This window comes from Vibrio cyclitrophicus, assembly GCA_023206055.1.
In the GTDB taxonomy this organism is placed as follows: domain Bacteria; phylum Pseudomonadota; class Gammaproteobacteria; order Enterobacterales; family Vibrionaceae; genus Vibrio; species Vibrio cyclitrophicus_A.
Genome location: CP065366.1, coordinates 3,259,340 through 3,281,996, shown reverse-complemented (window position 1 = coordinate 3,281,996; position 22,657 = coordinate 3,259,340). Strand labels below are relative to the sequence as shown.

Annotated in this window: 24 protein-coding genes; 5 read left to right on the top strand and 19 right to left on the bottom strand. The window is 44.9% G+C overall.

Annotated features, from left to right (window positions below):
* Positions 1-100: 100 nt before the first annotated feature.
* Both ITG09_14550 and ITG09_14545 read right to left on the bottom strand, forming a co-directional pair.
* Positions 101-595, bottom strand: a complete 495-nt coding sequence (locus tag ITG09_14550; protein ID UPR51871.1) for a DUF2780 domain-containing protein — start codon at positions 593-595, stop codon at positions 101-103.
* A 134-nt stretch (positions 596-729) separates the two neighbouring features.
* A complete protein-coding gene (locus ITG09_14545; GenBank protein ID UPR51870.1) occupies positions 730-1,350 on the bottom strand; it encodes an FKBP-type peptidyl-prolyl cis-trans isomerase in 621 nt (206 codons plus the stop codon).
* Positions 1,351-1,563: 213 nt separating this feature from the next.
* Here ITG09_14545 and ITG09_14540 point away from each other — a divergent pair, with 213 nt between their 5' ends.
* Positions 1,564-2,148: a lysine transporter LysM gene (locus ITG09_14540; GenBank protein ID UPR51869.1), complete on the top strand. Its 585-nt coding sequence runs from the start codon at positions 1,564-1,566 to the stop codon at positions 2,146-2,148.
* Between the two features lie 59 nt (positions 2,149-2,207).
* Here ITG09_14540 and ITG09_14535 read toward each other — a convergent pair whose 3' ends face one another.
* The 11 genes from ITG09_14535 to ITG09_14485 all read right to left on the bottom strand — a co-directional run bounded on the left by ITG09_14535 (position 2,208) and on the right by ITG09_14485 (position 12,167).
* Entirely contained in the window at positions 2,208-3,056 is an 849-nt protein-coding gene (locus ITG09_14535) for a DMT family transporter (GenBank protein UPR51868.1), read from the bottom strand.
* A complete protein-coding gene (locus tag ITG09_14530; protein ID UPR51867.1) occupies positions 3,056-3,508 on the bottom strand; it encodes a GNAT family N-acetyltransferase in 453 nt (150 codons plus the stop codon). Before ITG09_14530 ends, ITG09_14535 begins: the two co-directional genes overlap by 1 nt.
* Before the next feature lie 57 nt (positions 3,509-3,565).
* The gene (locus ITG09_14525) at positions 3,566-4,132 is read right to left on the bottom strand and encodes a Crp/Fnr family transcriptional regulator (protein ID UPR51866.1); all 567 of its coding nucleotides are present in this window, start codon (positions 4,130-4,132) and stop codon (positions 3,566-3,568) included.
* 71 nt (positions 4,133-4,203) lie between these two features.
* The gene (locus ITG09_14520; protein UPR51865.1) at positions 4,204-5,958 is read right to left on the bottom strand and encodes a lysophospholipid acyltransferase family protein; all 1,755 of its coding nucleotides are present in this window, start codon (positions 5,956-5,958) and stop codon (positions 4,204-4,206) included.
* Between the two features lie 12 nt (positions 5,959-5,970).
* Complete coding sequence (locus ITG09_14515) at positions 5,971-6,414, bottom strand: hypothetical protein (protein UPR51864.1); 444 nt, start codon at positions 6,412-6,414, stop codon at positions 5,971-5,973.
* Between the two features lie 10 nt (positions 6,415-6,424).
* A complete protein-coding gene (locus ITG09_14510) occupies positions 6,425-6,862 on the bottom strand; it encodes a YHS domain-containing protein (protein ID UPR51863.1) in 438 nt (145 codons plus the stop codon).
* Positions 6,863-6,874: 12 nt separating this feature from the next.
* Positions 6,875-7,624, bottom strand: coding sequence for an NRDE family protein (locus ITG09_14505; protein ID UPR51862.1), 750 nt, complete (start codon positions 7,622-7,624; stop codon positions 6,875-6,877).
* Positions 7,625-7,626: 2 nt separating this feature from the next.
* Positions 7,627-8,169: a hypothetical protein gene (locus tag ITG09_14500; protein ID UPR51861.1), complete on the bottom strand. Its 543-nt coding sequence runs from the start codon at positions 8,167-8,169 to the stop codon at positions 7,627-7,629.
* Positions 8,170-8,188: 19 nt separating this feature from the next.
* Complete coding sequence (locus ITG09_14495) at positions 8,189-9,322, bottom strand: ATP-grasp domain-containing protein (GenBank protein UPR51860.1); 1,134 nt, start codon at positions 9,320-9,322, stop codon at positions 8,189-8,191.
* Positions 9,319-9,906 carry a DedA family protein gene (locus ITG09_14490; GenBank protein ID UPR51859.1) on the bottom strand — a complete coding sequence of 196 codons (588 nt, stop codon included), beginning with the start codon at positions 9,904-9,906 and terminating at the stop codon, positions 9,319-9,321. The genes ITG09_14495 and ITG09_14490 overlap by 4 nt, the downstream gene beginning before the upstream one ends.
* A 284-nt stretch (positions 9,907-10,190) precedes the next feature.
* The gene (locus ITG09_14485) at positions 10,191-12,167 is read right to left on the bottom strand and encodes a bifunctional 2',3'-cyclic-nucleotide 2'-phosphodiesterase/3'-nucleotidase (protein ID UPR51858.1); all 1,977 of its coding nucleotides are present in this window, start codon (positions 12,165-12,167) and stop codon (positions 10,191-10,193) included.
* A 450-nt stretch (positions 12,168-12,617) separates the two neighbouring features.
* On the opposite strand from ITG09_14485, the gene cysD reads away from it, so the two are divergent.
* The 4 genes from cysD to cysC all read left to right on the top strand — a co-directional run bounded on the left by cysD (position 12,618) and on the right by cysC (position 17,410).
* On the top strand, positions 12,618-13,526 hold the full coding sequence (gene cysD, locus ITG09_14480; GenBank protein UPR51857.1) for a sulfate adenylyltransferase subunit CysD: 909 nt from the start codon (positions 12,618-12,620) through the stop codon (positions 13,524-13,526).
* An 18-nt stretch (positions 13,527-13,544) separates the two neighbouring features.
* Positions 13,545-14,975, top strand: coding sequence for a sulfate adenylyltransferase subunit CysN (gene cysN, locus ITG09_14475; protein ID UPR51856.1), 1,431 nt, complete (start codon positions 13,545-13,547; stop codon positions 14,973-14,975).
* A gap of 65 nt (positions 14,976-15,040) precedes the next feature.
* Positions 15,041-16,765 (top strand): SLC13 family permease, encoded by a 1,725-nt coding sequence (locus ITG09_14470; GenBank protein UPR51855.1) that lies wholly within the window; start codon positions 15,041-15,043, stop codon positions 16,763-16,765.
* Between the two features lie 24 nt (positions 16,766-16,789).
* Positions 16,790-17,410: an adenylyl-sulfate kinase gene (gene cysC, locus ITG09_14465; protein ID UPR51854.1), complete on the top strand. Its 621-nt coding sequence runs from the start codon at positions 16,790-16,792 to the stop codon at positions 17,408-17,410.
* 166 nt (positions 17,411-17,576) lie between these two features.
* Here the strand turns inward: cysC and ITG09_14460 are convergent, their stop codons facing one another.
* From ITG09_14460 to ITG09_14435, 6 genes are all read right to left on the bottom strand, one after another.
* Positions 17,577-18,485 carry a TIGR03899 family protein gene (locus tag ITG09_14460; GenBank protein UPR51853.1) on the bottom strand — a complete coding sequence of 303 codons (909 nt, stop codon included), beginning with the start codon at positions 18,483-18,485 and terminating at the stop codon, positions 17,577-17,579.
* A 351-nt stretch (positions 18,486-18,836) separates the two neighbouring features.
* The gene (locus tag ITG09_14455; GenBank protein UPR51852.1) at positions 18,837-19,352 is read right to left on the bottom strand and encodes a DUF3299 domain-containing protein; all 516 of its coding nucleotides are present in this window, start codon (positions 19,350-19,352) and stop codon (positions 18,837-18,839) included.
* Between the two features lie 14 nt (positions 19,353-19,366).
* Entirely contained in the window at positions 19,367-20,626 is a 1,260-nt protein-coding gene (locus ITG09_14450; GenBank protein ID UPR51851.1) for an FtsX-like permease family protein, read from the bottom strand.
* On the bottom strand, positions 20,623-21,339 hold the full coding sequence (locus tag ITG09_14445; GenBank protein ID UPR51850.1) for an ABC transporter ATP-binding protein: 717 nt from the start codon (positions 21,337-21,339) through the stop codon (positions 20,623-20,625). Before ITG09_14445 ends, ITG09_14450 begins: the two co-directional genes overlap by 4 nt.
* A gap of 141 nt (positions 21,340-21,480) precedes the next feature.
* Complete coding sequence (locus ITG09_14440) at positions 21,481-22,287, bottom strand: DUF2796 domain-containing protein (protein UPR51849.1); 807 nt, start codon at positions 22,285-22,287, stop codon at positions 21,481-21,483.
* Between the two features lie 42 nt (positions 22,288-22,329).
* On the bottom strand, positions 22,330-22,620 hold the full coding sequence (locus tag ITG09_14435) for a DUF2607 family protein (GenBank protein ID UPR51848.1): 291 nt from the start codon (positions 22,618-22,620) through the stop codon (positions 22,330-22,332).
* Between the last annotated feature and the right edge of the window lie 37 nt (positions 22,621-22,657).

The window sequence follows — 22,657 nt, the reverse complement described above, 5'->3', positions numbered from 1 at the left end:
ATATCTTTTCTTTCGTGCACAAAAAAGAGCACCGAAGTGCCCTTACAATATTCTTCTACTAATCGCTAATCGCTAATCGCTAATCGCTAATCGCGAAGGCCTACTGCCAAATAGCTGCAAGTGAATCCATTAGGCCACTCGTTGCACCTTGTGATTGTAATGCTTGAAGAATGATTGGCGCAAATGTCGTAACCATTGAAGGATCCATACCTAATCCAGAAAATGCACTTTCAACTGCACCTTGAGAACTTAGTAGCGATGATAGACCGGTAGACTCAAGGCTCGACATGCCAGGGATAAGCGACGCAAGTTCTTTATTGTCAGCAGAGCCAAGTGAATTTTGTGCAAGCGCCAACATTGAACCAATACCGCCAACTGCTTGGTCGCTTGTTACAGACGCTTGGTCAGCAACGGTATCAGCAAGTGGTGTTGTTTCATTTTGTTGAGACCACATATTCACCGCTGCCATTAGAGCAGTTTGTGATAGTTGAGAATAGTTTGTATCAGATGATGAACTGGTTTGTTCAGAGTCGCTAGTACTAGCGCAAGAGACTACAGCAAGGCTGCTGAGCATAGTGATAAGTATCTTCTTCATTATTCTTCCTTAAGTAATAAAGTAATCGACCTATTCACTATAAACGAAAAACGGCGATGTAGTCACATCGCCGTTGGATTATTTCAATTTTATTTGCCTATAGTATTTTGTTTTACTATAGGTTTTTATAAAAATTAAAGAATAGCTAGAAGTTCTACTTCAAATACTAGAGCAGCAAATGGTGGGATTGCAGCACCTGCGCCACGCTCACCGTATGCTAGATCTTGAGGGATGTATAGCTTCCACTTAGAGCCAACAGGCATCATTTGTAGAGCTTGTACCCAACCTTGAATTACGCCAGTTACTGGGAATTCAGCAGGTTGACCGCGAGATACAGAGCTGTCGAATACAGTACCGTCAGTTAGTTCGCCGTGGTAGTGAACACGTACTTGCTTGTCTGCAGTTGGGATTTCGCCAGTACCTTCAGTTAGTACTTCGTACTGAAGACCAGACTCAAGAACTGTTACTTCTGAACGAAGAGCGTTGTCAGCTAGGAAAGCTTCGCCGTCAGCAGCAGCAGCTTTAGCTAGTTCTTGACGTGCAGCTTCACCGCGAGTGTGCAGCTCTTTTAGTGCGTTGTTGATTTCGTCAACTTCGATAGCTGGCATGTCACCAACTAGAGCTGTTGCGATACCAGCAGCGATTGCGTCAACGTTTAGGCCTTCAAGACCAGAACCAGCAAGTTGTTGGCCCATTTGTAGACCGATACCGTAGCTAGCTTTTTGCTCTACAGTTTCAAATTTTACTTCAGACATGAAAAGTCACTCTTTTTGTCAGTACGAAAAGGGTAAGAATACCAGTATTAGCAGCCTGAATAAACGGCTAGCCCCTGATCACTTACGCTTTACCGTATCCAAATCACAGCTATGTCAATTTTCTTGCTTTGGTCTCTGTTGTAGCGGAAAGATCTATACTGTTGGTACTTTGGTTTTTATACTGTAGTTATTCAATGTATAGGACGCAGTGGCATGAATCGTCGTCAAAAGAAAAAACAGAAAGTAGACCACTTAGCAGAGTTCAAGGATCGACTGAATCAGGTCAAAGAGAAATTAAGTTCGATCGATATAAAGAAAATGAAAACCTCGGCAGCGCAAACTTGGGGTTCATTGCCGAAGTTACACCAAAGACTGTTGATGGTTATTTCTCCGTTCGTACTGATATTACTTTTTGTGCCGCTACCAGAACCTAAGGTAGATACAACTCCAACAACATCGCGCGTTGAGCTTGAAATAAACACCGTCGGCTTAAGTGAACAGCAAAACGCCAAGACCAGTTCATCAGAACCGAGTAACAAAAATTGGCAGGAGTATCTTGTTAAGCAAGGGGACACGTTATCGCAGGTTTTTCGAAACAACGATTTGCCATTGTCTGACTTGAACGCGCTAGTACGTATTGAAGGTGCAGATAAGCCACTAAGTCAGATCCGTCAAGGTCAGCTTGTTCGTTTCAAACTTGCTGAAACTGGGCAGTTGGACATTCTTCAACTAGAGAAAGGCGACACATCGGTGATGTTCTTCCGCTTATCTGATGGTGGCTTTGGTCGCAGTAAGTAGATGAACAGTTAGCTTGAGTTAAAGCGCTTCACCAGACACAGATAAACAATAGAAAAGAGCTAAGTATTAGCTCTTTTTTTTGGTCGCTTGAAAGGGGCGAGTGGCAAGATGATGAGCATAATACCGATAAAGGTTAATGTATCTGGAATCTCGTCGAACCATATTGCGCCTATCAGCGCCACAAACACCAAACCTGAATATTCTGCCAAGGCGATTTGGCTTGAGTGTGCTTTCTGATAGGCGGCAACCGCAAGCCCGTTATAGCTCAAGATGAGTGTTGCGCTGAGGGCTATGTATCCTAAGTGCTCGATAGATACTGGTTGCCAATACAGGAAGCACAATATCAATGAAGCCGGAATTGAGAATAACGTTGTCCACCACAGCGTCGTGACTACGGATTGTTCACTAGGAAGCTTCCTTACCAGCACGTTAAATAGGGCTAGAGTAAGCGCAGTGCCTAATGCAAACAGTGCTGCCCAATGAAATTGTGATGGCCTTAAGACAATCAGCGCACCGATGAAACCTATGGTAGTAGCGATCACCTTCCCAAGTGCTGGCTGCTCTTTGAGTAGAAATATAGAAAGAGGCAACATCAATAGAGGCGCTACGTAAAACACAGCGTTGGCGGTTGCCAAAGTTAAATGAGTGATTGCCACAACCATACATCCACTGCCAATTAATATTAGTTGGCCGCGTATGAAGGTGACTTTGGCTTGCTGTAAGCGTCGTTGTTCCTTTTTCTGCTGCAACCACAATGGGGTGATGATCAGCAGAGAGATCAACTGTCGGAAAAAAATATATTGAAGGGGCGGTACTTCACCATTCAATAGTTTTACTGCTACATCCGAAAGCGAGGCAAACAGGTTACCAGCGATCAGTAGTAGGATACCGACAGTAATATTCGACATTACTTCTCTAATCTCATATCTACGTGCGGAATATCATCTTCCAGATACATCTCAGAGATTGTCTTGAAGCCATGACTCACATAGAAGCTTTCTAGGTGCTGCTGTGCACCGATGTCTATGGTCGCGTTTGGCCAAAGATCCTCACAACGAGTTAATGCTTCTTTTATCAACTGATGCCCTAGACCGCCACCTCTCGCTGATTGTTTGGTTGCTACTCGGCCGATGCTTGTATTGTCGTAAGATGTGCCCGGCGGCAATAAGCGAGCACACGCCACTAGCTCTTCATCTGCGTAACCGAGAAGGTGGTGAACACCAGCGAGTGTGTCTTTACCGTCAAGCTCTGGATAAGGGCAGGTTTGCTCAACCACAAATACATCTACTCGTAATTTAAGTAGTTGATAAAGCTGATGTGTTGAAAGTTCAGAGAAAGGAATTGAGTGCCAAGTGATCATGTTTACATCCAGAGGTTATCGATGCTCTGAATGTACTATGCGCGATGATTGTTGGCATTAACTATTGTTAATTCGACCTTTAATTCTACTCAAGCTTATTGCGGTTATTCCTAAGTAGGCGGCAATTTGATTGTCGTTGAGGCGCTGTTCAAGGTCTGGATAGTGTTCGCAGAAAAGCTGATAACGTTGTTCAGGGGTATAGAGCAGCATGAAGCGTTCTTTGTTTTCCTTATGCATCAGTTGTGTTTCTAACAGCTTTAAATACAAAGGGTTATTCGATGCACGCCACTCGATTACTGCATTCATTGGCAGCTCTAACATTGTGATGGGTGTCAGTGTTTCTAATAGGTAAGGGGAAGCTTGGTTTTTTATCAGGCTCTCAAAGCCGATGATCCAATCTTGTTCCCAGTAGAACTCTTTGCTGTATTGCTTACCATCATCAGTGAGGTAGCAAGCATGGCACAAGCCTTCAAGTACGAAGTAGATTGAGCCAGCCATTTCACCTTGGTTAATAAGGATATGTCTGGTCGGTAGCTCAAGTGGCTTGGCGACATAAACTAGAGATTCAATCTGACTTTCAGAGAAGTCGAAGCTTTGCAGTTGTTCGATAAAAGAGGTGTGCATGAAAATAACCTAACCCAAATAAGTGCCGAAATCATCGCACTTATTTGAGTGTAGGTACAGTTTGGGCGAAATCAGCGTCGAGCATGTTGTTCTAGGTAGTCTTGAGCGAGTTCTCTACCCATGTATTTACCTAAGGTCTTAAATGGTACCTTCTTAAGGTTCACGACAATCAAGCCATCTAACGCATCATTAAATGATGGGTCGACGTTAAAACAAACCAGTTTCCCGTTCATCCCTAGGTATTGGCGCAGTAGTACCGGTAGGCCTTTTCCTTGTTCCATACGAGCTAGCACTTTAGAAAGCAGAGGAACACTCGCCAATGACGACAATAGGTGATTCTGCCAGAAAACATGGCTACTGGTATTGAGAGGTGAAGAAGGAGAAACCAGATTCGCTTTTTCTTCATCGTAGTGGTGAATCGATAAGGTGGTTGCTATCAACAAGCGCGCATTGTGACTGTAATCATTACTGATGCTGACCGGGCCAAATAGGTGAGTATATTGAGGGTGTCGAGATACAAAGGTCGCGATACCTTTCCACAGTAGTAACAGTGAATTAAGGCTCTTTTGATAAGGTTTACTTACTACCGATCGCCCAAGCTCAATGCTGTTGTCTAACGTATCGATAAACTCTTGGTTGTAGTTAAACAGGCTACGAGAGTAGAGCTGATCAAGCCCGTGCTCAGCGATGAGTTTGTCGACCATACCCAGTCGATACGCGCCAACCAGTTCTGCCTTGGTTTTATTCCACACAAACAGTTGGTGGTAGTAAAGGTCATACTCATCTAAATCACAGGCAAGCCCGCTGCCTTCGCCAACTTCTCTAAAGCTTTCTTCCCTTACTCGACCAATCTCACGCATTAAGTTGGGAATAGATTGGCTTGGCGTGCAGTAGACCTCGAAGTCGCCTTGCTCGAGTAGCTTCATCTCTTCAGGGAGCGAGCTAATCTCGATGGACAATACTTCTGGTGAGATTGGTGCTATCACTTGAGTGTCAAAAGAGGGGGCATGGACTGCTGTGCTAGGACTATCTTGTTGACTCATTAGATAGGTATTGAGTCGTAGATAGTTGACGATATCCATCTCTTTTTCAAATGACTTTATCTCTGAATACGGAATCGATGAGCCAATCGAGATAGAGATAGTTGTCGCTTGCTTATTAAGAAGTTCACGGCCGAGTAGAGCCGTTCTTAATAGCGGATGGACACGGCCAGCTTGATAGAAAAGCTCACTGTTTTTACCATTGATGAAGATAGGAACCGTAGTGGCTTGATGACGCTTAACAAACTTGGCAACCGACTTGCTCCATTCGATGTCTGTCAGTGTTTTTGCCCCTTTACGGTAACTCGATACCTCGCCCGCAGGGAACACAATCAACAGTCCACCGTCTGCTAAATGACGATTGGCATCTCGAATCGCTTTAGCGTTGGTACGTTTCGATTCTTTACTATTAAAGACATCGACTCCGATGAAAAGATCATCCAGTTCAGGCAGTCGCTTGAGCAGCTCATTTGCTAACACCTTCACATCCTTTCTTACCGATCCTACAAGATCAGCAAGGATTACACCTTCAATCGCGCCAAGCGGGTGGTTCGCCACAATTACGACAGGCCCTTCTTCCGGGATGTTTTCTGTGCTTCCCGATACAACCGAGTAGTCGATATTGAGTGCTGACAGGGTGTAATTCATGAATTCGAAGCTAGATAACTCGTTTTTTCGATCTTGATAGAGTCGGTCTAGCTTAGATAGCCCAGTTGCCCACTCGACAACAGACTCACCTAAACCAAAAGGCGTGTAACGTGGTAAACGAAAAGGACTATCAATCATAATGAAGCTACCTTATTGACTAAAGTTGTTTAAGAAACCGTCTTGATTCTTGAAATCTTTCACACTTAAAAACGCACCGCATAGCCAGACTAGGCATGCCATGCCAAACAATAGTCCGCCGTCGTAACCGACAATTTCACCCGCTGCATTGAACTCAGGCATTTGAATACCTAATGGCGTAAATAGGTGGAAGAAAATTGCGCCACTCATGATCCCCACACTCATAATGGCGCCGATGCCATGCCAACGAGTGAACAACAAAATGGCCGCAATCAATTCAGCGAATCCAATCAAGTAGCCGCCAAACGAGCCGAACCAGCTTAAGCCTGACCATGTCGCGAGCGTGCCAAAGATATGATCTGTCTCGTATGAGCCGGTGAACTTAAAGAACAGCGACTGAACAAACACAAAAGCGATAAATGCTGCCGGGAGATGTTTAGCAGGAGTGAATGTCATGGTTATTCCTTTACTTAATCAGCTGCGGCCAAGCTTTATCGGCTTGTTGAATATGCTGTGCACGGTCTTGCTCCCAAGTGGTTTGAATCTCTTGGTCGTAGTTAAGATAAAGTTTGTCATCAACTATGGTCCAATACTGTGGGTCACCTGGTGCGAAGTCGTTTTTGGCAGAAACGGCCCATGCGCAATAACCACCATATTGAGGGGCATATTTTTCAGGATTATTAACAAATAAAGTCAGATTCTTTTCAGAAGAGAAATACCAATCCGCCCCTTTGTACTCTGTGCTGAACTTCTTGCTCCCTTCAACGGGTTTCCCAGAAGTGAAATACGCTACGGTATCGTAGCCATCGAGCGCCTTACTGCTAAAGAAGCCGGTGTAGATTTCATCGGCAGCAAATACGTACGGGCTAACAAGTAGCATGACCATGGTGATTAGTTTTCTCATGATGGACTCCATCTATAGATTGATTGCGGGTGACAAATCGAAGGTAAAGCGCTGCTGATTTATCTGGCATGGGTTTATTGGTTTGCAAGGTGAGCCGGGTGCATAAAACATAGAGGCTTGGCCATGTAGATTACGTAAGTGTGTAAAGCTCACCGTATGTGCGTCTTCACGATGCATACAGGTCGCTAAATGAGATTGTTCGCTATGATGGTGAGAGTGAAACTGAAGTAAGTTCTGTTGATTCTTACCTGTTGTCATAAGCTGATCGTATTTTGCTTGTCGATAGGCTTGCACTCGCTCTAAATCAACACCGGATGAGAACAGCGGAGAATCGGTGTCGATGATGTGCTGTTGAATACCATCCCACATGTAGGCGATAACCAAACCATTGTTCTGAGTTAAATTCGGCGCGAAAGCCAACAAGGTAAATGGAGCAAAAGTGTGCAGGTCGAGCTGATGAAATGCTTCAGAGAGCTGACTGATGTTACGATTCGATGATAGATTCTTGAGTAACAAACCACGGCTGACTAAAGGTCCAACAGGTACTATGCCTTGATAGTTATTGAGTAGGCATAACGAAAGCCCGAACTCATTGATACTGATCCAGCTACCACCGCCAGTTGGGTCGAGTGGCATGATGATATCGACATCGTTGACTCGATACTGTTTAGGCGGCATTGCTAGTGCTCGCGTCTTTTGTTCATCACGATTAAAAAAGACCTGATAACCATTTTCTTCAAGTAGCCAAGATACTGAACACATGATTATTGCTCCCTCAGATAGCTACTGGTGGTTGGGGCATAACCAAAGGTGTTACAGGTTTCAATGTCTAGGAAGGTGGTGATCACTTTGATCATCGCGTAATGATGATTGGCATGCAGCGCCGCAAAAGTCACTTCTCTTTCTAGGGTAGAAGGTAGGCTTGCAAACACCTGAGCATCCATCGAAACCTCGGTTTGGATCATGATAGGCGCTTCGAGATCGTTGCGGTCTAACCGTTCAAGCCAGTTGATCACATAGTGGATCTCTTTTACCGCAATTGACCGATCGTATTCGACAGGGTGACCACGACGACGAGTATTGTAATCAACGGTCGCGTTCTCTTTTAAAATAAGCGCATGAAAAAGATCGAGCGTGTGGCGAGTATGCTCACCAATAGAGCTTGTGACGTGCGGCTTCGCTCGTGTCAGGTAATCGCTGTCAGAAATCGCTAATAGAAACTCTAAACCCTGATTCAATATCTCTACCGCTCCTTTGATACTAGGAGAGAAAGATGTGAGGGCGCTCGGTTGGGCTATGGGGTTCATTCATGATCCTCGTACAAAGTTAATCGGTGGTCGGATATTGTTGAACAAGACGTCTCTCTTCTTGCCACGCGTTAAATAAGCTCTTAAAAGAAGGAGGTTGGTGGCCTTTTTGTTTCTGTTGAGCGCCAATATCAAAAAGAATGCGGTATTGAAGAAGTAGCGTGGAAAATATCTCTCGCAGCGGTGTGTTGCGATCCCAGATGTGCCCAGCTTCACTGCTTGCACCATTGACCTCAAGGATAGTGAAATCCTCACCTCTCATTAGGCTGTGCATGTCTTTGAATTTGACGTCGAGTCGACCAAAATGAAAGCCATCAAAGTCGTCGAATATCTCATCTAAACGTTCGGTTAAAGCTTGAGTTATGTATTGATTACCGTCTCGGAAGATACAGCCACGACTATGGCTACCCGCAAACGCAAGTTGGAACTCTTCGCCCTCTGCGAGCACTCGATCCAATTTATCTTCATGTCTTGGTAGATACAGGTGACTGAGTTGCCCTGCACGTGGGCTGTTCTCGATTAACTGTTTAAGTGTAGAGTTGCCATCCCCCGTCACCATTGGCGAATATTTGAGAGTGATCGAGATGATCTCGCCTTGTTTGCTATTCGGGTAACGAACATAGAAAACGCCAGCCTCGGCTTGATAAGGCGCCTTTTCTTGCAGAAGAAAGCGAGCATTATTTGGGAAGGATTCAACATACTGCTCAAGTTGATCTTGGTTGTTGATCAGCTTTACCCCGACACCTCGGCAACCAAGATCCGGTTTCGCGACAATGGGAAAGTTAAGATCCGATTGGATGAGTGCACTGCGCGCATCTTCAGCTTGTTTCTTACTGCTGAGATCGGTTTTGGTTAGAGTGATAAATGGAGAGATCCAACGCTTACTTGATGATCCAGCAAGGCTCAATATTTCGTGTTTCGATTCGCCGACCATACCACTGAGTTTGATGCTCGGGTTGGCGATGAGCGGCAGAGCCCAATCAAAGTGCCGTAACCCTTGCATCAGGCTTTGAATCACCACTGGCGTGTAGAAGAACCACGTTGGAAGAAACTCATAAGGAGAGACACTGCGCACGGTATCTTTTTCAAGCAAAGGCATACCTGCATTGATTTGATGTGCTGGAATGATGCGAATATCTTGCGGTGAACTCATGATAATCCTCTAGAGTAGGTTCTATTCATTAATCGATTGCCGATAAACAGCAAAGCGATGGCACACGGGATGATGATCCATTGATATTCAGAGGCTTGCAGCCACGCTGATGTCCCTAAATAGTAGATGGCAGAGAAGACAATGCCAGTCCAGATCGCGGTGGCACTAATAACGGCAAACAAGAAAGTAGGCAGTGGTATGGCGAAAAAACCACTTAAGGTAAAACCAACGGTACGAAGCCCCGGTATAAAGCGGATGACAAAAAGACTGCTGAATGCGTTTTGACGTAATTTGGTACGAAGCGCTCGAAAGTATCGGTTGGTGAGGGCTTTGTAACGAACACCTCTGAAATAACGCCCTGATTTACCTAGGTAATAGAGACCGAGATCACCTGTGGCAATGCCGATGAAAATAGCAAGCAGCGCATATTGAGGTAGTATGAGACCTTGAGTGGCTAAACCTGCCGCTGTAACAATCGCCAGATCTTCAAGCAGGTAAGAAAGCGCAATAATGCCAAGCATCAGCCATAGCAGCGATTCCTCTCCTGTATTTAACCATGCTTGAATGCTCTCGACGGTGCCCATCAAATGTCCTTATCTATCCTATAGATGAATGGCTTGTTGGCCATTCATTGAGTGTAGTAAATTAAATAGACAGGAGGAGCTCTGAAAAACTTACAGCGAATTGCTGCTTTTTTACGTTGATTGGATTCAATTGATGATTTGAGGCGTGCGATTTAGATGAAGAATGAGCAGGTGTTTAAGGGGCGAAAGTTAAGGCTTTAGACTCTGAATTTAGATAAGAAAAGAAAAAGGCTGAGTCGTTAAACTCAGCCTTTCAGAATGTTAACTATGGATTACTGGGTAATCTATTTAGTTAGGTCAATCTGGTAAACAGCGAAACCAACATCGTCAGTCGCAACACGTTTCATCGGGTATTGCCCCTTTTCTTTGATGAACTCTGCCGCTTTGTCGCTTGGAGATGTTTCAAAGCGGATATCTAGTGTGTTATCCGTTTTGATTGGCGCAAATGACCAGTTGTTATCAGCTGTTGGGCTAACTTGACCTTGCTCTTTGCTTACGCGAGAGATGTAGTTCGCAAGAACAGTACGGTTCTCATCTGGAGCATCAAATGCGATGAAGTCTTCACCCGTACCTGGGAACTTAGCACTGTAAGCACGGTAGTTGTTGGTTGCGATCAGGAAGTCTTGCTTCATGTCGATTGGCTTACCTTGGTAAGTTAGGCCAACAATACGTTGTGAGTCAGGGTTAACGACTTTACAGTTTGCATCGTATTTCGCAGGTTGCGTTACGTCGATTTGGTAATCAACACCGTCGATAACATCGAAGTTGTAAGTGCGGAAGTTATCCCACTCGATCAACTGTTGTGGTGCTGTTGAGTTAACATCAACTTGGTTGAACTGACCAGCAGAACACTCAAGCCACTCTTTTACTTCGTGACCTGTTACCTTCATCGCGACTAGCGTGTTCGGGTAAAGGTATAAGTCAGCTGCGTTACGGAATGTCAGTTGACCAGACTCAACTTCAGTGAAGTTCGCTGGGTCATTCTTACGGCCGCCCGCTTTGAATGGTGCAGCTGCTGAAAGTACTGGAGTACCATCTAGGTCTGGGTCACCTTGGATGAATTGCTCAACGTAATCTTTCTGTGCAAGGTTAACAATCTGCACTGTTGGATCGTCTTGTACTAGAGACAGGAAGCTGTACATCACATCGTCTGCTTTACCAATTGGTTGGTTAACAAACTCACGAGTACCTGCGTGGTCTTTTTCTAGTGCTGTCACGATGCCTTTATCAGCTGCAGCAAGCGACTTCTTCTCGATCTTGTCGTAGATAGGGCGTGCTTCAGATTGGCCTTTAACCACTTCCCACTTACCGTCTTTTTGTGCAAGTGTTAGGTCCATAACACCTACATGGCTACCCCAACGACCTGGCATTACTGCCGCAACACCGTTCATTGTGCCATTTTCGTTGTCAACGCCTTGGATGTTGTCGAAGCCTTTACCTGGGAATACTGCGTGAGAGTGACCGAATGCGATAGCATCAATGCCTTCTACTTCAGAAAGGTAAAGCGTAGAGTTCTCTTCGCCAGCTTTGTATGGGTCTTGAGATACGCCAGAGTGAGGGATTGCAACGATAACGTCTGCACCTTCAGCCTTCATTTGAGGTACTAACTCGTTAGCGGTCTCAATGATGTCACGAGCGATCACTTTGCCTTCAAGGTTCTTCTTATCCCACGTCATGATTTGTGGTGGAACAAAACCGATGTAGCCGACTTTTACTTCATGTTTTACACCAGCTGTATCTTCAAACGTGTGCGTCTTGATGATGTAAGGCGTGAAGTAGTGTTCTTTAGTTTCTGCGTCGTAAACGTTAGCACTGATGTATGGGAAATCAGCGTCGTTGATCGATTCTTCTAGGAACTCAAGACCGTAGTTGAATTCGTGGTTACCTAGGTTTGCAGCGTCGTAGCTTAGTTGATTCATTGCTTTGTATGCAGGGTGAACTTCACCCGCTTCGATGCCTTTGTCTGCCATGTAGTCACCCATTGGGCTACCTTGCAGTAAGTCACCGTTATCAACTAATACGCTGTTGGTTACTTCGCTTTGAGCTTCTTTTACTAGAGTTGCAGTACGTGCTAAGCCGATTTTTTTCGACGGCTTGTCTTTGTAGTAGTCGTAATCCATTAGGTTGGTATGGATATCCGTCGTTTCTACGACACGTAATTTAATCACTTCATCGGTATCTGGTGTTGTTGTGCAGCCTGCTAGAGTCAAACCAAGACCCGCAAGTACAGCCAATGACAAAGGTTTCATTGCAACTTTCATTTTGTAGCTCCAAAGTGGATAGTAGAAAATTCGTTGCGTAATGTAACAAAACCGAATGAAACAATGATTACAACGAATGTTAATTCGTGACTTAGATCGATTACTTTATGGTGTTCTGCAAGACGCCTCCCAAACCTGCTCAATCAATGTACAAATCACATCGATAGTATTAGTCCATTCATTTCACCTATTTATCGATGAATCTCATCCCTTATCAGCTTTTCGAATAAAAAATGAAATTTTAGAATTTCCAGTAATATGAGAGGCTCGTCATAATGCCTATGTCAAGGACGTATCAGGCAGATGAATAGCAAGGATAGCTCAAAACGAAGCTTCTGTTTTCTTCTAGTGCCAATACTCCCATTCACTCAAGTGGATGAGTTAAATCCCTTGCTTGGCAAGACCAAGTAATGAATTGCTCGTACTGCGAGCCTTAAAGGAAGCACTGAAATGGACCAAGAACGTTTAACCCACCTAAAACAGCTTGAAGCGGAAAGTATTCATATTATCCGTGAAGTTGCTGCTGAGTTTGATAACCCAGTGATGATGTACTCCATCGGTAAAGATTCTTCTGTGATGCTTCATTTAGCTCGCAAAGCGTTTTATCCAGGCAAGATTCCATTCCCACTATTGCATGTTGATACGGATTGGAAATTTCGCGAGATGATTGAGTTTCGTGATCGTACGGCTAAAAAGTACGGCTTCGACCTTTTAGTACATAAGAACCCAGAAGGTATTGAGATGGGATGCAGCCCGTTCGTACACGGTTCTTCCAAGCACACTGACATCATGAAAACTCAAGGCCTTAAGCAGGCGTTAAACAAGTACGGGTTCGATGCCGCTTTTGGTGGTGCGCGTCGTGATGAAGAAAAATCTCGAGCGAAAGAGCGTGTTTATTCTTTCCGCGACAAGAACCACACATGGGATCCAAAAAACCAGCGCCCTGAACTTTGGCATACCTATAACGGCCAGGTTAATAAAGGCGAAAGCATTCGTGTATTCCCGCTATCTAACTGGACTGAGCTCGATATCTGGCAATACATCTACCTAGAGAGCATCGATATTGTTCCACTTTACCTTTCAGACAAGCGTCCTGTGGTTGAGCGTGATGGCATGTTGATCATGGTTGATGATGACCGTATGGAGCTGCAAGAAGGTGAAGTGATTGAAGAGAAAAGCGTTCGCTTCCGTACTTTGGGTTGTTACCCACTGACCGGAGCCGTTGAATCTGAGGCGAATACGTTAACAGGCATTATTGAAGAGATGCTGGTGGCAACGTCTAGTGAGCGTCAAGGTCGAGCGATAGACCACGATCAGTCGGGCTCAATGGAGCTGAAAAAGCGCCAAGGTTATTTCTAAGAATCTAAGGAAAGAAAAATGAATAGTGCAGTAGAAGCCGAATTGGCTGAACTAGGGATTGAAGGTTATCTAAGTCAGCATCAGCATAAATCTATGCTTAGATTTTTAACTTGTGGTTCAGTAGATGACGGTAAAAGTACGTTAATCGGTCGCTTGCTCCATGATACAAAACAGATTTATGAAGATCAGCTAGCAGCAGTTCACTCGGATAGCCAACGAGTGGGTACTACAGGTGAGAAGCCTGACTTGGCGTTGCTTGTTGATGGCTTGCAGGCTGAACGTGAGCAAGGCATCACGATCGACGTAGCTTACCGCTACTTCTCGACGCAAAAACGCAAATTCATTATTGCTGATACCCCAGGGCATGAGCAGTACACACGTAACATGGCAACCGGCGCTTCAACGTGTGATCTGGCTGTGATCCTGATTGATGCTCGTAAGGGCGTTCTGGATCAAACACGTCGTCACTCGTTTATTTCTAACCTGCTTGGCTTGAAGCATTTCATCGTCGCAGTCAACAAAATGGATCTCGTCGAGTACTCGCAAGATCGTTTTGAAGAGATTCGCGATCAGTATCTAGAGTTTGCTGAAAACCTAGAAGGCGAAACTAACATTCAAATTCTGCCTGTTTCGGCACTTGAAGGCATTAACGTTGCTGCACCAAGTAAAGAGCTTGCATGGTTCGAAGGCCCATCGCTATTAGAAGTACTAGAAAACGTCGACATTGACCAAAAACGCTCTGCGGGTGAATTCCGCTTCCCTGTGCAGTACGTCAATCGTCCTAACCTAGATTTCCGCGGCTTTGCCGGCACAGTGGCTTCTGGTCGTGTCAGCGTGGGTGATGAAATTAAGGCGTTGCCTTCAGGTAAAACCTCTAAAGTGGCAAGCATTGTGACCTTTGATGGTGAACTTGAATCAGCACAAGCGGGCTTGGCGGTAACGCTGACTCTTGAAGATGAGATCGATATCAGTCGTGGCGATTTGATTGTGTTGGAAAACGCGCAAATTGAATCCACCAACCATGTATTGGCAGACATCGTGTGGATGACTGAACAGCCACTGCAACCGGGCAAAGCTTACGACATTAAGATCGCCGGCAAGAAAACCGTCGGTCAGGTAGAAACAGTTCGCCACCAATATGACATCAACAACCTGTCGACCCACGCTGTCGAGGAGTTACCACTGAATGGTATTGGCTTGTGTGAATGGTCACTGAACGAGACGGTCGCATTGGATAAATACCGTGAGAGTGCCGATACCGGTGGCTTCATCGTTATCGACCGTCTAACCAACGTGACGGTTGGTGCGGGTTTGATTCGAGACCGTTTGGACTCTGTTGAACAGCAAGTCGGTAACATCTCTGCATTTGAACTTGAGTTCAACGCTCTGGTTCGTAAGCATTTCCCTCATTGGGATGCCAAAGATCTAAGCCAATTACTGAAGTCATAAACGACCAAGTAACAGCTTATTGAATCAGGCGGAAACCCATCGTTTCCGCCATAAAGGACGGGTATATGTGGCAACAAGGATTTGTATTAGCGATTTTGCTCGGCATTATTACTTGCCTGCTCGTTACCCGTATTAAGCCAAGCTTTATCTTTGCTGGCGCGGCGTTTATTGCTTTTATGGCTGGCATGATCGACTTGTCGAGCTTGGCTAATAACTTCACTAACTCCTCGTTACTGACTTTAATTCTACTGATCCTCGCATCAAGTGCGTTGGAGAAAACTCGCTTAATCAGCTGGGTTAGCCGCAATATCTCTGAAGGTAGGCTAGGTACCGTGGTTGCGAAGTTGGGTATTTCCACAGCGCTACTTTCTTCTTTTACTAATAACACGGCGGTGGTTGTCTCTTTGATCGGAGCGATCAAACGTAATCAACAACACGCGCCATCTAAGTTACTTATCCCTCTGTCATACGCTGCCATTTTAGGTGGAACGCTGACATTGATCGGCACCTCAACCAATTTGATCATTAATAGCTTTGTTGAAGATGCAGGATTGCCGAGCTTAAACTTTTTCACACCAACATTGATCGGTTTAGCCGTCTTAGTGGGTGGTGTGTTGATCCTTATCCCTCTGAGTTACTTCTTACCAAGCTACGATGATGGTTCCCAAGATGATTTGCCTTACTTTCTAGAAGCAAGAGTGGAACCTGGCTCACCGTTAGTTGGACGTAGCGTCAGCGAAAATAATCTTAGAGCTCTGAGAAAACTGTTCTTAGCCGAAGTGATTCGAGACGGGAAAACAACGGCATCTATAGACCCAGACTTCATACTGCAAGCTCGTGACCGATTGCTGTTTTGTGGCGACGTTGAAAGCGTAGCGACACTGCAAGAAATTCAAGGATTAACCCTGTTTGGCCAGCATCACCTTAACGGCCAGAGCTTTGTTGAAGTAGTGGTGAGCTCGTCAGCAAGCTTCTGTAACAAAACCCTGAAAACTAGCCAGTTCAGAGATCGTTTCGATGCGGTTGTGGTCGCTATTCGTCGTGGCCATGAGCGCCTTGAAGGTGGTCTTGGAAACATCACACTAACCGCTGGTGATACCTTGATTCTGGTTCCCGGCAAACGCTTTGAAGAACAGCGCCAGCAACACAACAAAGAGTTTGTGTTGATGAATGACTTAGATTCAAGTGCCAAGCTTGATGCGGATAAATCGACGTTTGTATTGCTCGGTTTTGCCAGTGTGATTGGTTTAGCCCTTGCTGAAGTCGTGCCGATTATCAAAGGGCTGGCTGGTTTCTTACTGTTGCTGGTGGCCTTTGGTGTGGTGCAACTGGGTGAGCTTCGTCGCCGTTTTCCGGTTGATATTGTGGTGATCGTTGGCTCTGCACTTTCTATCGCTCAACTGATGATTTCATCGGGTTTGTCTGAGCGTATGGGGCTGATGTTTATGGAAGCCTTTAATGGCTGGGGCGTGTTCGGTGCGTTAGTCGCGACCTACTTTATGACGTTGGTTCTGACTGAGTTGGTGACCAACAATGCAGCCGCAGCACTCTCGTTCCCAATTGGCTACAGCATGGCTATCGGCTATGGCGTTGACCCTATGCCATTCATTATGGCGGTTCTGTTTGGTGCCAGCGCCAGCTTTATTTCGCCATACGGCTACCAAACCAATTTACTTGTTTATAGCGTAGGTAATTATCATCTCACCGATTATCTACGCATCGGCATCCCAATCTCGATTGTCTATTCGGGCTTGGTGCTGACCCTAATTCCTTACTTTTTCCCATTTTAATGCTGTTTATTTAAAGGACTAATTATGACCGCAGTACTCAAACCAAAAGATGAGAATGTTGTGTGGCATCAACACTCGATTGATAAAGCATTTCGCTCTAATCTGAAATCACAAAAGCCAGCCGTGCTCTGGTTCACGGGATTATCTGGTTCTGGGAAGTCGACAGTCGCTGGAGCATTAGAAAACCGCTTAGCACAGCTTGGTTACCATACTTACTTATTGGATGGCGATAATGTTCGTCACGGATTATGTAGCGATCTTGGTTTCTCTGAGCAAGACCGTCGAGAGAATATTCGTCGTATTGGTGAACTTGCTAAATTGATGGCGGATGCGGGTTTGATCGTGTTGTCTGCGTTTATTTCTCCACATCAAGCGGAGAGACAGTTAGTGCGTGATTTATTGCCAGAAGGTGAGTTTCTAGAGGTGTTTGTGAATACGCCACTTGAGGTTTGCGAACAGCGTGACCCTAAAGGTTTGTATAAGAAAGCACGTGCCGGAGAGATACCGAACTTTACAGGTATTAGTTCAGTGTACGAAGCGCCTCAGAATCCTGAGATTGATTTGCCCGCGGGTGAGAAGACACTCGATGAATTGGTCGAATTGTGTATTGATGCTTTAGAGAAGCGTAATATTTTAGCCAATTGAGATCGTTGGTATGACTAAGGCTGTCCACTTGCTTATCGATTTGTTCATAACTGATAAGTAGTACAGCCTTGGTTTACCGAGACAAGAAACCTATCCTCTAGATTCTCTTTATTCCTCTCAATATTCTTCACTCTTTACACCGTTTATTCTTTGCACCATTGAGTGCCTAGACGGTGTAATTCACGCTGCTTTTCACTTCTGTCTGAACCGTGAATTTCTGGCTCAATAGTGCAATCAGTTGGTCGTAATACTGTATGTTGGGTTTGTTGCCAAGTAAGGTGCACAGCTCGTTACCGGTTGGACTGAATCGGTAGTAAACCAGCTTGACCCCTTTTGAAATAGGCGCCAGTGACATGCTCTTACCTTGATAGTTTAAGTGCAGGGCTGGATCGAAATCAATCTCTCCTGATTCTAATTCTGTGCCCAGAATAATCCCGAGCTCTATCAAGTGGAGCAGGCTAGAGTAGGGCAAGTTGTGCCCACCAAGGTTGATGGTGTTAGTGGTGTCCCTTTTGCTAAAGCTGAATAACCCAGCATGAGATTTAAAGCCGAGTAAGAGCTTTCTGCTGTTATCGCTACCAAAGCTACAACCCAATGAAGCCGCTCTTTGTAGGGTGAGCGCTTCTTTTGGTGTCATGTCTTTTAAGATCTGAAGTGCCTTCATTGACGTCGAGCCTGGGTTGGTGACTTCTCGTTTCAGTACTTGAGCCCATAGCCTCTGCATCGATGTATTGTGGATCTCTTGTGCCATATCGAAGAAACGGTATAGCCAGTCCTGATCAGGATCTCCAGCCGCTTCATCTTTACATGAAGTGTGTGCCAATTTCAGAATTTGTTCTAGGTTCTTTTGGCGAAGCTCTCTACGTTTTTTCTCTCGTAATAGTGCCCGTTCGATAAGGGTACTCTCAGCTTTATCGTTTGGCTTTGCACTATGACTAATTAAGGAATCGAGGCCGAAGCTTTGTGCGATGTGCAGCATCCTGCTAGCACTGTCGGCAATATGAGGCTTTTTCTCATGCTTGTGCTGTGTATCGCTAGCATGCTCAATGATCACTGGCTGTTTGGTTTCTGACATAAGAGTACCGTTAGGAGACGACTTAACTGTCTAAAATGTAACTCTTTATCTTATTGGTGGCTAGATTTTGCGTGCAGAGTTGAAGGTTTCAACAAAATTTTACTTTTGCTGATGATAATAAAATGTTAAATTTATTGTAGTTCTCAGGGAGGAGTTATGAATCAAGTCAATGATAACAAGCTGAAGAAACAGCTTAGTATAGGGTTATTACTCGCGACTTATGTCGCCGTTCTAGCTTACTTATCTAATTACATCGCGTAATTTAGAAGAAAATTATCGTTATTAAACTGTTACTGAATGATCACACTCGTTCAGCCACGGCAGCTCATCCTTGAGCTACCCTTCTAGTGACTACATGTCGTCATATTCTTCTATCGCAGTACCTTCAATAAGATAACCGGTTTGCGCTAAATCATGGCTGATTGACTCAGTCTTTAGCGTTCCGACCAAATAGATCACATCCCATAACTGCTGGATCGGTGCACCTTTAGGGAACTTCACATAGATGATTTGGTTCGGTGGCGGCGGTGGCACGTGGATACATGCGCCAAAGTAAGGCACCAACAGAAACTCCGTGATCATGTTCTCATCACCTTCCAATGGAATCACAAAGCCAGGAATCTTTACTGTGCTGCCATTCAGCTCAGGGCGAACAGCGCCAAGTGTCGATTGTTGAGGTTTGTCCATACTATTGTGGTCAACCATCGGCATACCAAATGAATCTAGTTGAGCGCGCTCTGATTCTGGAATCAAATCAATCCATTCAAGTGTTAATACCGATTCGTCATTCTGAGTGGTTTCAGCGTGAGCTGTACTGATAAATGGGAACAGAAGTAGCCCAAGTATCAGTAGGAATTTGCGTTGCATCGTAGGTTCCTATTTTAGATTCGAATCGTCATGCCATCAGACAATGACTGGCGGTAAGCCCTGAAAGCGGGAATAAAGCCGATAATGATTCCGGCAACTTGTACCAACATAAGTAGTTTCCACTCATGAGGTGTGATTGCGGATATCGATATGTTGATACCATAGCTTTGTTGCACAATAGGAGCAACCACTGCGATCAGCGCAAACAACACCGCAACACCCAATGTAATGCCAAGGAAGGTCAGCGCACTGGCTTCACTTATCAGTAAACCAAACACATGACGAGGTCTTGCACCCATCGCACGCAGGATAGCCATCTCTCGACGTCTTTCTTGCAAACTAGTGAGTAGGCTACTGAGCATGCCCAATAAACCGGCGACAACAACAAACCCTGAAACAATTAACAGTGCTTGTTCTGCTACAGCCATCATTCCCCACAATTCGTGAAGCGCAATGCCCGGCATAATGGCGCTCAAAGGTTCTTGGCGGTAGTTATTGATTTCTCGTTGCAGTGCGAATGTTTGGATTTTCGAGTTAAGGCCAACCATCATCGCAGTAATCTGCTTAGGTTGGAAATCGTAGGTCTTGAGCGTTTCAGCATCCGGCGTGTGACCTAAGTTAGCACCTGATTCCCAGCCAACGTGAATCGCTTCGATTGCCTCTAGCGATACGTGTACGGTTTTGTCTACTGGTGTTCCGGTTGGTGCCAGTATTCCCACGATCTTGAAGGGCAGATTGTCGTGACGGCTAAACGCAACATCACTGATACCGTGCGCAAGAATGATTTGGTCACCAATCGTATAGTCCAACTTCTTCGCGACATCGGCACCAATCACTACATCAAATAGCTGTTCAAATTCTTTACCTTGTTGGAAAGTAAGTAATTGCTTACTTCCATAGCGATAGTTTTCAAAGTAACTATGATTTGTACCCATCACGCGGAAGCCTTTGTGTGAATCACCCAATGAGATTGGTATCGCCCACTTTACTGCGTTGTGCTGGCTAAATTCTTGGTAGCTTTTCCAGTCGATGTTGTTGGTCGCATTACCGATTCTGAATACTGAGTAAAGCAGAAGGTTTACCTGACCAGAACGGCCTCCAACGATAAGGTCAGTACCTGAAATCGTATTGGCGAAACTGCTTTTTGCTTCGGTTCTCACGCGCTCTACGCCGAGCAAGAGAATGACGGATACAGCAACCGTGAGAATGGTAAGGATGGCGGTCGCTTTGCGGTTGAGTACGCTTTTTAGGGCTAAGTGAGTAATTACTTTCATACGACAACCTTAGCTTGATTAACGGTTTTTAAATCTATGGTTCGAGTGAACAACTTTTCTAGTGTGGGATCATGGCTAACAAAGATAAGAGTAGAACCTGCCTGGTTAGCTTGTTCTAACAACAGTTCGATAAAGGCTTCTCGGTTGTCATGATCCAATGCAGATGTTGGTTCATCTGCAATGATGATTTTGGGCTGGCCGATTAGGGCACGGGCTGCGGCTACACGTTGTTGTTGACCAATGCTCAACTCGGTAACAGGCTTGTCCATCAAGGTTTGAGGTAGCTTTAATCGGAGTAACAACTCTCGAGCCGTCTCTTGTAAGCTTTTCTGGCTTTCAGCGACTTGCTGTTTACGAATCTGTGAAAACTGGCAAGGAAGCGTCACGTTGTCGATTACTGATAGGTAAGGAAGCAGGTTAAATTGTTGGAAGATATAACCGATATGGTCGGCTCTGAATTTATCTCTTTGACGAGGTGTAAGCTGAGTAAGGTCTTGATCAAGGATAGAGACTTCTCCTTGCTCGGCTTGGTTGATTCCTGTCAGTAGCCCTAACAATGTTGATTTTCCACATCCACTTGGCCCTTTAATAAAAAGGTGCTCTTGGGCTTGGATGTACAGAGAGGGGATCTCTAGCGTTGGTGGTAATTCAGGCTTCCAACGAAAGCTGATATTTTCGAGTTTGACCACAAGTGATGAACTGTCAGAAGGCATACTAGCTCCAATAATTAAAGCGGTGTATCTACTGGACAGCTATTTGGAACATAAATTCCCCAGAACACACCGATTTGAACAACCAAGTAAGTGATGACTTACCTGGTTGTTTATTTTACGTTTAATCCGACCTAGGAGTGATTAGAATCGGAAACTAATACGCTCTGCGTTAAGCACTTCTTGTACCTGAGCTGTGTCTGTTAGCAAGTTAACAGTCATTTTTTCTGTATTACTGAACTTAGAGAACCATTGAGTGCTAACTGTGTCTAGCTTAGCAACGTCTGAACATTGGTAATGGTACTCAACCGTGAATTCACCGTGGCCACCTTCAGAATGGTCATGACCTTCGTGGTCATCATGATCGTGCTCAGCATGGTCATGGTCTTTGTGGTCGTCATGATCGTGTTCAGCGTGGTCATGGTCTTTGTGGTCGTCATGATCGTGTTCAGCGTGGTCATGGTCTTTGTGGTCATCATGATCGTGTTCAGCATGGTCATGGCCTTTGTGGTCATCATGATCGTGTTCAGCGTGGTCATGGTCTTTGTGGTCATCATGATCGTGTTTAGCGTGGTCATGGTCTTTGTGGTCATCATGACCGTGTTCCGCATGATCATGGCCTTCATGCTCGCCTTCTAAGGTGTTCGCCACTGACTTGAACTTCAGAGTACAACTCGCATTGTTAAAACTAAACAGTTCTTCTGGCTTGTTTAATTGTGCGATAGCCTGCTCAAACACTTTCTTTTGTTCTGCTGTTTCTGGAGCATGTTCAAAGCCAACCACATCCGCGCCGGGAGCGGTCACTTCAACAAGCAGTTCTTGCCCATCTTGCGCGATGTTTACTTCAACTTGACCGTGTACGTGTGCACCATGAGAGCGGAATTCTTCGTTAGCTAGAACATTTGTAGAGACAGTCATGCCGATAACAACGGCTAAAATAGTAGGTTTCATGTTTTTTTCCTGAATTAAAGGTTAATTAAAAAGTAGTGGTAATTAAGCGATATTTACAGGAGGTGAACGAGCTAAATAAGCGAAATATAGCCGCTGTAGTGAAGTTACTGACTCAGTGATAGCGACAGTAAATTCCGAATGGAATTCTGGAATCTGTGGTAGTGAGTGTGCTGTGATGAACTGATTGAGCGAAAACAGCTCACATTGATGCGAAGTGTGGTGTTCTGGGTGAATATCCACAATATGTGTTGCGGCTAACAGGCTTAGCATGAGCATCAGCCCAAGCAAGAAGCCTGTTTTGCGTTTTACATTGTTAGGTGTGCTTTGCCACATGAGGATGAATAACCACAGAATTAAAAAAGGATACTGT

What these genes read in the sequence shown, in the direction of transcription:
- ITG09_14445 (UPR51850.1), bottom strand. Translation starts at nt 21,339, where the DNA reads ATGCCTTCTGACAGTTCATCACTTGTGGTCAAACTCGAAAATATCAGC.
- ITG09_14460 (UPR51853.1), bottom strand. Translation starts at nt 18,485, where the DNA reads ATGTCAGAAACCAAACAGCCAGTGATCATTGAGCATGCTAGCGATACA.
- cysC (UPR51854.1), top strand. Translation starts at nt 16,790, where the DNA reads ATGACCGCAGTACTCAAACCAAAAGATGAGAATGTTGTGTGGCATCAA.
- ITG09_14550 (UPR51871.1), bottom strand. Translation starts at nt 595, where the DNA reads ATGAAGAAGATACTTATCACTATGCTCAGCAGCCTTGCTGTAGTCTCT.
- ITG09_14525 (UPR51866.1), bottom strand. Translation starts at nt 4,132, where the DNA reads ATGCACACCTCTTTTATCGAACAACTGCAAAGCTTCGACTTCTCTGAA.
- ITG09_14495 (UPR51860.1), bottom strand. Translation starts at nt 9,322, where the DNA reads ATGAGTTCACCGCAAGATATTCGCATCATTCCAGCACATCAAATCAAT.
- ITG09_14435 (UPR51848.1), bottom strand. Translation starts at nt 22,620, where the DNA reads ATGTGGCAAAGCACACCTAACAATGTAAAACGCAAAACAGGCTTCTTG.
- ITG09_14540 (UPR51869.1), top strand. Translation starts at nt 1,564, where the DNA reads ATGAATCGTCGTCAAAAGAAAAAACAGAAAGTAGACCACTTAGCAGAG.
- ITG09_14505 (UPR51862.1), bottom strand. Translation starts at nt 7,624, where the DNA reads ATGTGTTCAGTATCTTGGCTACTTGAAGAAAATGGTTATCAGGTCTTT.
- cysN (UPR51856.1), top strand. Translation starts at nt 13,545, where the DNA reads ATGAATAGTGCAGTAGAAGCCGAATTGGCTGAACTAGGGATTGAAGGT.
- ITG09_14545 (UPR51870.1), bottom strand. Translation starts at nt 1,350, where the DNA reads ATGTCTGAAGTAAAATTTGAAACTGTAGAGCAAAAAGCTAGCTACGGT.
- ITG09_14450 (UPR51851.1), bottom strand. Translation starts at nt 20,626, where the DNA reads ATGAAAGTAATTACTCACTTAGCCCTAAAAAGCGTACTCAACCGCAAA.
- ITG09_14500 (UPR51861.1), bottom strand. Translation starts at nt 8,169, where the DNA reads ATGAACCCCATAGCCCAACCGAGCGCCCTCACATCTTTCTCTCCTAGT.
- ITG09_14535 (UPR51868.1), bottom strand. Translation starts at nt 3,056, where the DNA reads ATGTCGAATATTACTGTCGGTATCCTACTACTGATCGCTGGTAACCTG.
- ITG09_14485 (UPR51858.1), bottom strand. Translation starts at nt 12,167, where the DNA reads ATGAAAGTTGCAATGAAACCTTTGTCATTGGCTGTACTTGCGGGTCTT.
- ITG09_14455 (UPR51852.1), bottom strand. Translation starts at nt 19,352, where the DNA reads ATGCAACGCAAATTCCTACTGATACTTGGGCTACTTCTGTTCCCATTT.
- ITG09_14440 (UPR51849.1), bottom strand. Translation starts at nt 22,287, where the DNA reads ATGAAACCTACTATTTTAGCCGTTGTTATCGGCATGACTGTCTCTACA.
- ITG09_14470 (UPR51855.1), top strand. Translation starts at nt 15,041, where the DNA reads ATGTGGCAACAAGGATTTGTATTAGCGATTTTGCTCGGCATTATTACT.
- ITG09_14530 (UPR51867.1), bottom strand. Translation starts at nt 3,508, where the DNA reads ATGATCACTTGGCACTCAATTCCTTTCTCTGAACTTTCAACACATCAG.
- cysD (UPR51857.1), top strand. Translation starts at nt 12,618, where the DNA reads ATGGACCAAGAACGTTTAACCCACCTAAAACAGCTTGAAGCGGAAAGT.
- ITG09_14515 (UPR51864.1), bottom strand. Translation starts at nt 6,414, where the DNA reads ATGACATTCACTCCTGCTAAACATCTCCCGGCAGCATTTATCGCTTTT.
- ITG09_14510 (UPR51863.1), bottom strand. Translation starts at nt 6,862, where the DNA reads ATGAGAAAACTAATCACCATGGTCATGCTACTTGTTAGCCCGTACGTA.
- ITG09_14490 (UPR51859.1), bottom strand. Translation starts at nt 9,906, where the DNA reads ATGGGCACCGTCGAGAGCATTCAAGCATGGTTAAATACAGGAGAGGAA.
- ITG09_14520 (UPR51865.1), bottom strand. Translation starts at nt 5,958, where the DNA reads ATGATTGATAGTCCTTTTCGTTTACCACGTTACACGCCTTTTGGTTTA.